At 41.2% G+C, this 13,889-nt stretch carries 10 protein-coding genes and 1 pseudogene; 5 read left to right on the forward strand and 6 right to left on the reverse strand.

Going from position 1 to position 13,889, the window contains the following annotated elements; genetic code table 11:
* Positions 1-100: 100 nt before the first annotated feature.
* Positions 101-463 (forward strand): arsenate reductase family protein, encoded by a 363-nt coding sequence (locus B2008_RS03270; RefSeq protein WP_006351544.1) that lies wholly within the window; start codon positions 101-103, stop codon positions 461-463.
* A gap of 45 nt (positions 464-508) precedes the next feature.
* On the forward strand, positions 509-2,890 hold the full coding sequence (locus B2008_RS03275) for a Xaa-Pro dipeptidyl-peptidase (RefSeq protein WP_281829747.1): 2,382 nt from the start codon (positions 509-511) through the stop codon (positions 2,888-2,890).
* A gap of 88 nt (positions 2,891-2,978) precedes the next feature.
* Here the strand turns inward: B2008_RS03275 and carB are convergent, their stop codons facing one another.
* From carB to B2008_RS03305, 6 genes are all read right to left on the reverse strand, one after another.
* Complete coding sequence (carB, locus tag B2008_RS03280) at positions 2,979-6,161, reverse strand: carbamoyl-phosphate synthase large subunit (protein WP_281829744.1); 3,183 nt, start codon at positions 6,159-6,161, stop codon at positions 2,979-2,981.
* Entirely contained in the window at positions 6,154-7,245 is a 1,092-nt protein-coding gene (locus B2008_RS03285; RefSeq protein ID WP_281829741.1) for a carbamoyl phosphate synthase small subunit, read from the reverse strand. The genes carB and B2008_RS03285 overlap by 8 nt, the downstream gene beginning before the upstream one ends.
* Positions 7,238-8,518, reverse strand: a complete 1,281-nt coding sequence (locus tag B2008_RS03290) for a dihydroorotase (protein ID WP_281829739.1) — start codon at positions 8,516-8,518, stop codon at positions 7,238-7,240. The genes B2008_RS03285 and B2008_RS03290 overlap by 8 nt, the downstream gene beginning before the upstream one ends.
* Positions 8,519-9,475, reverse strand: a complete 957-nt coding sequence (locus B2008_RS03295) for an aspartate carbamoyltransferase catalytic subunit (protein ID WP_281829737.1) — start codon at positions 9,473-9,475, stop codon at positions 8,519-8,521.
* A gap of 126 nt (positions 9,476-9,601) precedes the next feature.
* Complete coding sequence (gene pyrR, locus B2008_RS03300; protein WP_281829735.1) at positions 9,602-10,147, reverse strand: bifunctional pyr operon transcriptional regulator/uracil phosphoribosyltransferase PyrR; 546 nt, start codon at positions 10,145-10,147, stop codon at positions 9,602-9,604.
* Between the two features lie 189 nt (positions 10,148-10,336).
* A complete protein-coding gene (locus tag B2008_RS03305; RefSeq protein WP_281829733.1) occupies positions 10,337-11,260 on the reverse strand; it encodes a dihydroorotate dehydrogenase in 924 nt (307 codons plus the stop codon).
* 266 nt (positions 11,261-11,526) lie between these two features.
* Between B2008_RS03305 and pyrF the strand changes: the two genes are divergently transcribed.
* The 3 genes and pseudogenes from pyrF to B2008_RS08330 all read left to right on the forward strand — a co-directional run bounded on the left by pyrF (position 11,527) and on the right by B2008_RS08330 (position 13,859).
* Positions 11,527-12,234, forward strand: a complete 708-nt coding sequence (pyrF, locus tag B2008_RS03310; RefSeq protein WP_281829731.1) for an orotidine-5'-phosphate decarboxylase — start codon at positions 11,527-11,529, stop codon at positions 12,232-12,234.
* Between the two features lies 1 nt (position 12,235).
* Positions 12,236-12,868, forward strand: coding sequence for an orotate phosphoribosyltransferase (gene pyrE / locus B2008_RS03315; protein WP_281829729.1), 633 nt, complete (start codon positions 12,236-12,238; stop codon positions 12,866-12,868).
* An 85-nt stretch (positions 12,869-12,953) separates the two neighbouring features.
* Positions 12,954-13,859, forward strand: a pseudogene (locus B2008_RS08330) (chloride channel protein).
* Positions 13,860-13,889 lie beyond the last annotated feature (30 nt).

Raw genomic sequence — 13,889 nt, forward strand, 5'->3', positions numbered from 1 at the left:
CAGAACACAAACTATTATATGGAAATCTGCTTTAAAATTCAAGCCTTATTTTAAAAATTATCAGTTCATTCTAAAATAGAAATTAAGGAGGATTCTCAAAATGATCAAATTTTACGGCTATAAACGTTGTTCAACATCAAGAAAAGCACAAAAATGGTTTGACGACCATCACATTAAGTATGAATTTCAAGACCTGGTTGCTGTCCCGCCTAAAAAAGAAGACCTGATAAAATGGCTGACTGCCTACCAAAATCGCGGCTTACGCTACTTTTTCAACACCAGCGGTCAACATTACCGTGCTCAAAATCTAAAAGAAAAAATTCCAACGATGACCATCGCTCAAGCCGCCGAATTGATGGCAAACGACGGCAAATTAATCAAGCGTCCCCTAGTTGTTGATGAAAAGCACTTAACTTGTGGCTTTAAAGAAGATATTTACAAGGAAACTTGGCTTCAAAAATAGTAAACTAGACATAACAAATTTCACCACAATTAAAGGAGTGTTCTTATGAAATATAATCAATATGCTTACGTTCAAACGCCATATGAAGAACAAGTCAAAGAATTAACGGCGATCAACTTTTTGCCCAAGAATTTTCAAAACTGGTCCTTCAGCGATCTGATTGCCAAATTAGTTAAGATGAGCATCGCTGAAGCAAAAAGCGACGAGGCCAAAGAAGCAAAGCTAAATGAATTCGCAGTCTCCGAAACGCAGACTTTCGCCAACTTTTTAAAGCAAAAGCCTGAAGAAATCGGCACCAATCAATTCTACAACGTCGCTTTGCAGCTGCTAGGCTACCACGTTCATTACGACTACCAATTGTCAGATCCGACCGGTTTTATGCAAAAGCAAGCCTTGCCTATCGTTCAAGATATCGATTCTATTTCCAAGTTGGTGACTGCTTTTTATCGTTTGCTTAATACCCGTGCCAAAAACGGTCAGCTCCTTATCGATGTGATGGCTGGACGAGGCTACTTCACCCAATTCTGGGGACAAAACAAGTTCATGTACTTCAATGGCAAATCACTTCCTGTCTTTAATACTGACAAGGTTATCCGTGAAGTTGTCTATGTTGAAACTGATCTTGATACTGACCGCGATGGCAAAAGCGATTTGATTCAAGTAACAATCTTTCGTCCCAACGAGTCAAACAGCGGTTTGAAAGTACCAGCTTTATACACTGCTAGTCCATATTTTGGCGGCATTATTGAAAATGAAAAACGCAATCACAATGTCGATGAAAACTTGTCTGATGCAACTGAATGGCAAGATCCTAAATATGAAGCAACTCCAACAGTTGAAGCAAACAAGCCTGGCAGTGAAGATCATGTGGCAACCGAAGAAGCCGTTCACAAGTCTTCTTACCCACTGAACGAATACTTGCTGGCACGCGGATTTGCCAGTGTCTTTGCTGGTGGAATCGGCACGCGCGGCAGCGATGGCCTGCGTATTACTGGTGCTCCTGAAGAAACCGAATCAGCTAAAGAAGTAATTGAATGGCTGCATGGCGACCGCATCGCCTATACTGATCGCACTAAAAAGCATGAAATCAAGGCTTCCTGGTGCAATGGCAATATCGGAATGACTGGCCGTTCTTACCTTGGTACTTTGCAAATTGCTGTTGCTACTACTGGTGTTGCTGGTCTTAAGACTGTTGTTTCCGAAGCTGCGATTTCATCCTGGTATGATTATTATCGTGAACATGGTTTAGTAATCGCTCCTGAAGCTTGCCAAGGCGAAGATTTGGACTTGTTGGCAGAAACATGTCAATCAAATTTGTGGGATGCCGGTTCATATTTAAAGATCAAGCCAAAATATGACGCAATGCAAAGGCATTTGCTGAGTCGTGAAGATCGCACTACTGGTCAATACTCAGACTTCTGGGAAGCTAGAAACTACCGCCACAACGCTGATGGCATTAAATGTTCATGGATCAGCGTCCATGGCTTGAATGACTGGAACGTTAAGCCAAAGAATGTTTACAAGATTTGGCAACTGGTTAAAAAGATGCCAATGAAACACCACTTGTTCTTGCACCAAGGTCCGCACTACAATATGAACAATTTCGTTTCGATCGATTTCACCGACCTAATGAACCTTTGGTTCTGTCATGAGCTTCTTGGCATCGAAAACAATGCCTACAAGCAATGGTCAACGGTCATGATTCAGGACAATCTTCATGCAGATACCTGGCATGAAGAAGATGACTGGTCTAATGAAATTGGTCAAGCAGCTACCTACTACCCAACTGATGATGGTGAGCTTCATAAAGACGGCAATGGCAAAGAGAAGAAGAGTTTTGTCGATGTGGGCGGTAAAGACTTCAAAGAAGCTAAAATTTCAGAAAGCGAATGGCAATACAAATTTATTTGTGGTGATGAAAAATGGGCTAAACGCAGCCTGCGTTTTGTGACAGATGAATTTATCCATCCAGTAACAATCGTTGGTCGACCAGAAGTTAAAGTCAGAGTAAGCGGCTCATTGCCTAAAGGGCAGCTTTCAGTAGCTCTTGTTGAACTTGGCGATCGCAAACGTTTGACTCCTACGCCAAAGTTCTTAATGCATGGTGGACAAGAACTCGGCTACCGTTTTGGTACAGATACGCTGCAAGAATTTGTTCCTGATAAATTAACGCATGCTAAATTGATTACTAAAGCTCATATGAACTTGCAAAATTACAAGGATATGAAGAAGCCAAGGAAGATTGAAGCTGGTCAATTTGTTGACCTTGATTTCAAGCTGCAGCCAACTTATTACCAACTTCCGATTGGCGCCAAAGTTGCTTTGATCATTTACTCTACAGACGAAGGAATGACCAAGCGACCACTTGAAGAAGAAACCTATACGGTTGATTTGGCCGGTACTGAGATTAAGTTTTATCAGAAATAACTAGAATTTTCTCTTTGGGTTTCTTTTAGAATAAAAGCAAAAAGTGTTAGTTTATGACTAACACTTTTTTATTTCAAATATTTAATTATTAATCCAAACTTTCAGTCGCAAATGAACGATTTTCAAGTGCTGTCAAAAGCGCATCAGCAGTATCCAATGCCGTCAGCAATGGAATGTTTTGTTGAATTGCAGTTTGCCGAATGATGAAACCATCAGAATTCTTTTCCAAATCATGGCCCATCGTGTTGATCACCAAATCAATCTTCTCTTGCTTGAGTTCGCTCAAAATGTTGTTATCGCAATTTTCATGAACCTTAGAAACTAATTCCACATGCAAACCTTTGTCACGTAAGAATTCTGCCGTACCTTTGGTTGCGAAAATTCGATAGCCGATTCGAGCAAATCTCTTAGCAATAGGCAAAATAGCTTGTTTGTCACGATCTTCAATGGTTAAAAGCACGTTGCCATTTTCAGGCAATTTCATTTTAGCTCCTGCAAAGGCCTTGAACAAAGCTTTCGCAAAGGTATGGTCAGAACCCATAACTTCACCAGTAGATTTCATTTCAGGTCCAAGGTAAGAATCAATATCGGCTAATTTGCTGAAGCTGAAGACTGGGGCCTTAACACTGATCATTTCAGGCTCCGGTGCCAAACCATCTTTATAGCCTTGCTCGGTCAAATTTTCACCCATAATTACGCGTGTAGCAACTTGGGCCATTTCAATCCCCGTAATCTTGCTTAAGAATGGTACCGTTCTTGAAGCTCTTGGGTTAACTTCGATGACATAAACTTGACCGTCACGCACGATAAACTGAATATTCATAATACCGATACAGTTGAGTTTCAAAGCCAACTTTCTAGTGACATCGGTAATCTTTTCTTTCACTTCATCAGTAAAGGTTTGTGGTGGGTAAACGGCCATTGAGTCACCTGAGTGAACGCCGGCATGTTCAATATGTTCCATAATTCCTGGCAAAAGAACCGTCTTGCCGTCACAGATGGCATCAACATCACATTCGCGACCATCAAGATAATCGTCAACCAAAATTGGGTGGTCGGCTGCGATATCAACGTGGTCATGCAAGTATTCTTCAAGTTCGTCCTTGCTGTAGACAATTTCCATTGCCTTCCCACCTAAAACATAGGATGGACGAACCAAAACTGGGTAGCCTAAGCGATCTGCTGCTTCAAGTACGCCTTCATGCGTTGTTGCAGTAAGGCCTTTTGGTTGATTCAAATGAAGATCCTTAATGATTTCATCGAATAATTCACGGTCTTCAGCACGGTTAACATCTTTAACCTTGGTACCCAAAATCTTAATGCCGTGTTTTTCAAGACTGGCAGCCAAGTTTATTGAAGTTTGACCACCGAATTGAACAATTACGCCTCCTGGCTTTTCCAAGTCGCAAACGTTCAATACATCTTCAAGAATTAATGGTTCAAAGTAAAGCTTATCAGAAATTGAGAAGTCAGTAGAAACCGTTTCGGGGTTAGAGTTAATAACAATTGCTTCATAGCCCATCTTTTGCAAAGCCTTAACACAGTGAACAGTGGCGTAATCAAATTCAACACCCTGACCAATTCTGATTGGGCCCGAACCAATAACCAAAACTGACTTTTTGCCTGTCTTATGACTTTCATTTTCACCATCATAAGTTGAGTAGAAATATGGCGTCTTTGATTCAAATTCGGCAGCACAGGTATCAACCATCTTATAAACCGGAATAATGCCATTTGCTTTCCGCAAATTTCTGATATCATCGACATCTTCATCCCATAAATTGGCAATTGTCTGATCAGAAAAGCCATACTTCTTAGCGGTTCTCAAAACTTCAACATCATCTTCATGATGTTTCAAGGTCTTTTCCATCTCGACCATGTGCTTAACGATATCCAAGAAGTAGCAGTTGATCTTAGTTAGTTCGTGAACATCTTCAAGACTGTAGCCTCTTCTGAATGCTTCAGCCAAGTAGAAAAGTCGATTATCTTGCGCCTTAACCAGCTTGGTTTCCAGCTGATCATCGCTTGCAGCATGTGCTTCAGGTGAATACAAATCTTTTTCATCAATTTCAAGCGATCTGACTGCCTTTTGAAAGGCTTCTTCAGCAGTACGACCGATAGCCATTACTTCACCAGTGGCCTTCATTTGCGTACCCAATACACGATCTGCCTTTGGGAATTTATCAAATGGCCAGCGTGGAATCTTGCAGACAACATAGTCCAAAGCTGGTTCAAATTCTGCATAAGTTGTGCCCGTAACTGGATTCTTGATTTCATCCAAAGTCATCCCAACAGCGATCTTAGCTGCCATCTTAGCAATTGGATAACCAGTTGCCTTTGAAGCCAAGGCTGAAGAACGAGAAACTCTTGGGTTAACTTCAATTACGTCGTAATTGAAACTGTTAGGATCCAAGGCAAGCTGAACGTTGCAGCCACCTTCGATCTTAAGCGCTCTGATTAAACGCAATGAACAGTCTCTGAGCATTTGGTATTCCTTATCAGATAAAGTTTGTGACGGTGAGAAGACAATTGAATCCCCCGTGTGAATACCAACCGGATCAAAGTTTTCCATACAGCAGACAATCATTGCATTATCGTGACTGTCGCGCATTACTTCGAACTCGACTTCTTTATAACCAGCAATTGATTGTTCAATCAAACATTCAGTAACTGGTGAAAGTTCCAACCCATTTTTACAAATACGAGCCAATTCTTCTCTATTCTTACAGATACCACCACCGGTACCACCCATCGTAAAGGCTGGACGAACGATAATCGGATAACCGATCTTATCGGCAAAATTCAAAGCTTCTTGAACATGGTGAACAGTCAATGATGGTGGAACTGGTTCGCCTAAACTCTTACACAATTCCTTGAACTTTTCACGATCTTCGGCTTGTTCAATTGAATCAAGCTTTGTTCCCAAAAGTTCAATATGCAACTCATCCAAGATGCCAGTTTTTGAAAGAGCCAAAGCCATGTTTAATCCAACTTGGCCACCAAGAGTTGGCAAAATTGCATCTGGATATTCTTGGCAAATAATTCTAGAAACAAATTCAACTGTCAGTGGTTCGATATAAACTTTATCGGCAATGGTTGTATCAGTCATGATTGTAGCTGGATTAGAGTTTACCAAAACTACTTCATAACCTTCTTCACGCAAGGCTAAACATGCCTGAGTACCTGAATAGTCAAATTCAGCGGCTTGACCAATAATGATTGGGCCAGAACCGATCACCATAATTTTATGAATATCTTTTCTCTTAGGCATGACGCTTTTCTTCCTTTCTTTGATCAATCATTGACATAAAGTCATCAAACAATGAATCTTCATCGTGAGGACCAGGCGTGGCGTCTGGGTGGAATTGAACTGAAAATGCAGGATATTTCTTGTGACGCAATCCCTCAACTGTTCCATCGTTTACTTCAACGTGGGTAATCATTAAATTGTCTTTATCAACTGAATCAGCGGCTACTGCATAACCATGGTTTTGCGAAGTAAAACCAATATTGCTTGTTGCAATTTCTCTTACCGGATGGTTAAAACCACGGTGGCCGAATTTCATCTTGTATGTTTTAGCACCGTTAGCCAAGGCAAATACTTGGTGACCCATACAAATTCCCATCAGTGGAACATGCTTTTCTATTTCCCGAACCATCTTAGTGGCCTCAATCATTTCTTCTGGGTCACCAGGACCGTTAGATAAAAGCACGCCATCTGGATGAAGACCTAAAACCTGCTTGGCCGTTGCCGTATACGGGAAGACGATACAGTTGCAGTCGCGCTTAGCCAACTCTCTTAAAATACTGTGCTTGATTCCAAAATCAATTACCACAATATTGCGCTTAGAACCGGGAACAGGATATGGCGTTTTGGTTGAAACCCGACTGATAACGCCTTTGGTAACCTGCTTTTGCTTTAAGTCTGCTGCAATTTTTTCAGCATCATCTTTAGAAGCGGCGATCTTGCCGCGCAAAGTTCCGTGGACCCGCAGCTTTTTAACCAATTCCCGCGTATCAATTCCTTGAATGCCTGGAATATTCAAATGCTCCAAGAACTTCGGCAAAGTTGTTTGCATTCTCCAGTTGGTAGGATGCCGCGCAACTTGGTGACAGATTACGCCTTTAATGCCAGGTTCAAGTGACTCATAGTCGGCTAAAGTAATACCGTAGTTGCCGATCAATGGATTAGTAAATACCAAAATTTGATCAGCATATGATTGATCGGTAATTGCTTCTTGATAGCCGGTCATACCAGTTGTGAAAACAACTTCACCGACTGTTTCTGTATTAGCACCGAAACTTTTGCCTTCATAAATTGAGCCATCTTCTAAAATTAAGTATTTCTTACTCATTTTCTTCACCCCGCTCGTAAACTACCTTACCGCTGACGATTGTCATGACTGTTTGACCATAGATTTTTTCGCCGGTAAATGGTGAATTGACGCCTTTGGACAAGTAATCTTCTTCCTTGATTTCTGCTTCATGCTTTAAGTCAAAAATTGCAATATCAGCTTCAGCTCCAGCCTCCAAATGACCACAATTCTTGAGACCAAATTTATCAGCTGGCACATCGCTCATTAAACTTAGCAATTTTTCCAACTTAATAATGCCTGTCTTAACATACTTAGTGTATAAAGTTGAAAATGCTGTTTCGCTGCCGGTGATACCAAAAGCAGAGTTGCGGAAGCTACCTTCTTTTTCGCTTTTAGCATGTGGGGCATGATCAGTGGCAATAAAGTCAATCGTACCATCCAGCAGACCAACTACTAAGGCTGCTTGATCCTCTTTGGATCGTAATGGCGGATTCATCTTAAAGTATGGGTTGTCGCTTGGAATATCGCTGTCCGTTAACAGCAAGTAGTGCGGTGCAGCTTCACAAGTAACATTGATTCCGCGTGCTTTGGCAATGCGAACCAAATCAACGCTAGTTGCTGTTGAAACGTGGCAGATGTGATAGTGGCAGCCTGTTTTTTGTGCTAAAAGCAAATCACGCGCAATTTGCGTAGTTTCAGCCAATTCCGTAATTGGCGGCAAATTCAATTCTTTGGCTTTTTCGCCTTCATTAATGACGCCCTTTTGATATAAAGCATTATCTTGGCAGTGACTTGCGATGATCAAATTGTTTTCTTTAGCCTTCTGCATTGCCAGATACATTGTCTGCGCGCTTTGAATGCCATGACCGTCATTGCTTAAGGCAAAAGCACCAGCCTTTTTTAATGCTGCATAATCAGGAATTTCATCACTAGTTTGATCAACGGTTACCGGCGCATACTGCAAAATATGCACAACGCCTTTTTTCTTATTTTCGGCGATCATCTTTTTGATCAGACTGGGAGTGTTAGGAACCGGTGTAACGTTTGGCATGGCCCCAACAGTAGTAAAACCGCCATGAGCAGCAGCTAAACTACCGGTATGAATATCTTCTTTATAGGTTTGACCAGGATCACGGTAATGAACGTGAACATCGACGAGACCTGGACTCACTAGTTTGCCTGAAGCATCGATTACATGGTCACCGGTTAAATCTTGCCCGATTGCTTTAACTTTGTTTTTTTCAATTAAAACATCTGCTTGAAGCAAACGGCCATTTTGATAAACCGTTCCGTTCTTGATTACTGTCGTCATTTATTCGAGTCCTCCTAACTTGCGGCCGCGAATTACCGCTTCAAGCATTGCCATTCTCATGAAGACGCCATTTTGCATTTGTCTGAAGAACATGCACTTAGGCGCTTCAACTAATTTGCCATCAAGCTCAACACCATGGTTGATTGGACCTGGGTGCATGATGATTGTGTCTGGTTTCAATTCGTCATAACGCTTTTGATTGATGCCATACTTTTCATGATAGCTTTCTGCACTAAAAGTCTTTTCGTTTGGATCACCAGCGTGGCGTTCATGTTGTACTCTAAGCAACATCATGACGTCCATTTCAGGGACCAATTCATCGAGTGGCTTGAATTCACCGTACTTGTCATTAGCGTGGTCATACCAGTAATCTGGGCCTGAGAAGTAAACCTTGGCACCAAGTCTGGTCAAAAGTTCCATATTGCTTTTGGCAACTCTAGAATTAGTGATATCACCGACGATAGCAACCTTAAGTCCTTTAATATGGCCGAAATGTTCATGAATCGTCATCATATCAAGCATGCATTGAGATGGGTGCTGACCGCTGCCGTCACCTGCGTTAACAACGCCGATGTTCAAATGTTGATAGGATTTTGGATGAATCAAATCTTCATAGTATTCGTTTTGTGAATGACGAATGACTTCTAAGTTGACACCCAAAGCATTCATAATTAATGAAGTATCATATAGAGTTTCACCTTTATTAACTGATGAATGAGCTGGATCAAACGGGATCACTGTCAATCCTAATTTTCTTTCAGCCATTTCAAAACTGGTATGAGTCCGGCTGGAATCTTCAAAGAACATGTTGGTAACATAAACCGGTTTGGTTAAATCAAGAACCGCACCGCCTTTTTTAAAGTATTCAGCGCGTTTGATTAAACTCGTAACTTCTTCTTTTTTAAGATTTTCAACACTTACAAAATTTGGCAAACTAACAAGATTTAGATTTTCCATTTTTCCACCTTTGTATAAAAAAGCCTGAAGTTCAATTGAACTCCAGGCTACGGTCTTTCGTGTACATCAAAAATGCACAACCGTTTTGGCCCTCTCTGGAGTCAATTAAATGGTTGATTAATTTTCTTATGAGTGAGGCAATGCCTTCAGCACCACTTCATCTTGTTTATCAATTTCCTTCACCATGACTGCGACGTGCTCATCATTAGAAGTAGGAATATTTTTACCGACAAAATCAGCACAAATTGGCAATTCACGGTGACCGCGATCAACAAGAACCGCTACGGCAATTGAGCTAGGACGACCTTGATCCATCAAAGCATCCATGGCAGCTCTAATTGTGCGTCCCGTATAAATTACATCATCGATTAAAACTACGTTTTTGTCATTGATATCAACGCCGACATGACTGTCGTTAACTACTGGATCCTGCTTGAGCGAAGCATCATGGCGGTCATCACGATAAAGTGTAATATCAAGCTGACCTAAAGGAACGTCAACGCCTTCTAGTTTTTGAATTCGATCGTGAATTCTTTTAGATAAATAAACGCCGCGAGTTTTAATTCCAACTAGAACCAAATTTTCAGTTCCCTTATTGCGTTCAATGATTTCATAAGTAATTCTGGTCAAAGCTCGCTTCATAGCAAGTTCATCCCAAATTTGCTTTGCCATTATCTTTCCTCCTGATTCTGCCCATGAAAAAAGCTCCCAGTCTAGTTAGACTAGGAGCATCTTAGTAAAGTTATTTCTAAACTTTAATTGAGCCACTTTGCTAGCCTCACGGGACTAATTTAAAAGGACATTGATTGATTTAAATATACTTGTCAACAGCTTATTTGTCAACCGCCTTTAAGATTTCTTTTAATTAAAACGAACCTGACCGACCAGATCGCTGATATCATCAACGTTCATTTTATCCAGCACTTCTGGCAAGGCTTCAGCAATACGCGGACAAGCTAAAGCATCCTTAAAGTGGGCAGTACCAACTGCGACAGCGCTAGCACCAGCTAAGAAGAATTCAACCACATCCTCAGCAGTTTCAATGCCGCCCATCCCAATGATTGGCAAATCAACTGCTTGATGAACTTGAGCAATCATGCGAATAGCGATTGGCTTAATTGCATGACCAGAAAAACCACCCATATTGTGGCCTAAGACCGGTTTTCTGCTTTTAAGATCGATTTCCATCCCTAAAACAGTATTAATCATTGAAATACCATCTGCACCACCAGCTTGGGCGGCTTTAGCAATTTCAACAATATCCGTTACATTAGGCGTCAATTTCACATAGATTGGGATATTCACTACATCCTTAATTTTTTTGGTTAAATCTTCAATCACATCAGGGTGAACGCCAAAACTCATGCCGCCTCTTGCTACATTAGGGCAAGAAACGTTGATTTCCAAAGCATTGACTAAGCCAGAAGCAGATAATTTGCGTGCAACTTCGACATAGCCTGCTTCATCGTCGCCACCGACACTTGCCATGATTGGCAATTCTGGATATTTCTTCCTGAATTTGGTCAATTTGTCACTAATAACTGCATCTACTCCAGGATTGGTCAAACCAACTGAATTCAAAACGCCATCGTCCAAAACAGCGATTTGTGGCTGCGGATTTCCTGTTGTTGCTTGTGGAGTCGTGGTTTTGATGACCATTGCCCCTAATTTGTTCAAATCAAATTTATTAGCTGCAGGAACATCGCCAAAACCAAAAGTACCGCTGGCTGGCATAACTGGATTCTTTAAGTTTAAACCTGGTAATTTGACGCTGATTTTTGTCATAATTTTCCTCCAAAAATGAATGCTCACCGACATTCGCTTATTTTTTGACTTACATTTGGAGTAGATTTTACACGTATTTGATTATTTTTCAAAGTTAAAAATTAATTTGTCTTTTTTCAAGCGAGGTGGTACACTCACTTCAAGTAAAACTTTAAACGGTACAGAGAGACCGCAAGTTGAAAATTTGACTCAAATTTCACTAGGACAAGTCTATACTTGTGCGTTTTCTCTGCGCCAGTATAGGCTTTTTTCTATGTGGAGGAAATATGGCAAGACCAGTAATTGTTGCACTTGACGTTGATAATCAAGAAAAATTAAAAGATATTTTGTCAAACCTAGGCAAGCCAGAAGAAACAACGATCAAAGTTGGCATGGAGCTTTTTTATCATGAAGGTCCGGCAATCGTTAAAGAGTTAGCTAATCAAGGCTACCAAATCTTTTTGGATTTAAAATTGCACGATATTCCCAATACCGTCTACAGTGCAGCCAAGCAGTTGGCTCAATTAGGCATTAAATATACTACTGTTCATGCTTTAGGCGGCAGCAAAATGATTTCTGCAGCCAAACAAGGCCTGATCCAAGGAACCCCAGCTGGCAAGAGCGTACCTAAATTGCTCGCTGTTACCGAACTTACTTCAATCTCAGACGACGTGCTTAAAAACGAACAGCACTGCGATTTGCCAATGAAAAAGCAAGTTATCGCTTTAGCGAAGATGGCAAAAAAAGCCGGCGCAGACGGCGTAATTTGTTCACCACTTGAAGTTAAAAGCTTGCACCAAGAAGTCGGCGATGACTTTTTATACGTTACTCCTGGCATACGGCCAAAGGCAAACGGCAACGATGACCAAGCCCGGACAGCAACTCCAAGTCAAGCAAAAGAATTCGGCTCCAGCGCAATCGTTGTCGGCCGACCAATCACTTTAGCCAGTGATCCGCAAGCAGCATATGAAGCAATTAAGAAGGAGTTTAGTTAAAATGCATCAAGATCAAATTATTTCTAAGTTAATCGAAGAAAAAATCATTACAATTTCACCAGATAAGCCTTGTACTTATGCCAGCGGCATGCTTTCACCAATATACACAGACTTGCGGTTGACTGTCTCTTACCCAGATCTCCGCGACAGGATTGCCAGTGACTTAGCGGACTTAATCAAAAAAGAATTCCCTGATGTCACGATTATTGGTGGTGTCGCAACTGCCGGAATTCCACACGCAGCTTGGGTTGCAGAAAAATTGCAACTGCCAATGATTTATGTACGGCCAAAGCCAAAGGATCACGGCAAGGGCAAGCAAATCGAAGGTCGTTTCACTAAAGACGACAAAATTGTCTTAATCGATGATTTGATTACAACGGGTGGCTCCGTTTTAAATGCTGTTAATGCGACTGAAAAAGATGGCGGTCATGTCATCGGCGTCAGCTCCATTTTTACCTACTATCTTCCAGATGCTAAAAAGAACTTTGCAAAAGCCGATGTTAAATATGCTCCGCTTCTTTCCTACCCTGAACTGCTGAAGAAAGAAAAAGATTCATCCCATATTACAAGTGAACAATACGAGGTTTTGCGTCATTGGCACGAAGATCCATGGGCATGGGGCAAAAATAGATAAAGAAATGAAAGACAGCCGCGTAAGCTGTCTTTTTTTTGTCAAAAAATGATAGGATATAACTATATTATTGCCGGAAGCAAAAAGAATGATTAAAAAACCAAGTGAAATTTTAAATCGTCCTTTGATCCCTCATTTGTCCTTCGTATTCGGCCGCGGAATTTCCGTTGGCGTGATCACGGGACTGGTTGTCAGTATTTTTAGATGGGTTATCGATCAAGGGATGCGTGCAATTTATCATTTATATCCAATCATGGCTACGCACCATCCGCTTTTAATCCCCTATATTTTCTTAATGGTAATCATCTGCCTTGGCACCAAGCCTTGCTTATATTTGCCAGTCAAGAATACGATGCCGCTTCATGCATACTGGGCTTTGCCTTTAATCGGCATCGTACTGGGGCTTATGTTTATCACTACTGCTTGCTTAGTTTAAAACCGATTTTCAGCAAAATCACACTGATCCCAAGAAAATATCACAGCATTATCCCGCTGCTTCTTGTGATTCCAGTTGGTTTGTACAATGCTCACCTGCTGGGCGGTTCGCATTTACTGATCACCAGTTTGTTTAAGCATGAATTTGAATCCAGTTTGAGTAAAGGTTCAATGACCTTTATCTGGCTAGCGATGATCCTGTTTTTGATTCGGTTTATTTACTCCATGCTTTCCTATGGGACATCCGTACCTGGCGGTACCTTTATGCCGATTTCTGGTATTGGGAGCATTATTAGGGGTTATCTTCGCCAATATTTTGGTTCACAACAACTTCTTAAACAGCGTCTATTACCCACACATCATTATCATTTCAATGGCAGTCTACTTCGGAGCAATTGCCAAGGCTCCTTTAACCGCGGTTATTTTACTGACAGAAATGGTCGGGACCGTGCAACAGGTCTTGCCAATGATTTTAACAACCTTCATCGCCTACTACATTCTTGACCTTTTGGGCGGACGTTCTCTTTACGAAGAGCAAAGAATTCAAGATGAATATTAGAAAAGAAAAAAGTCTGGGAAAAACCCAGAC

It is taken from the genome of Lactobacillus sp. UBA5813 (genome assembly GCF_002417895.1).
Classification (GTDB): Bacteria; Bacillota; Bacilli; order Lactobacillales; family Lactobacillaceae; genus Lactobacillus; species Lactobacillus amylolyticus.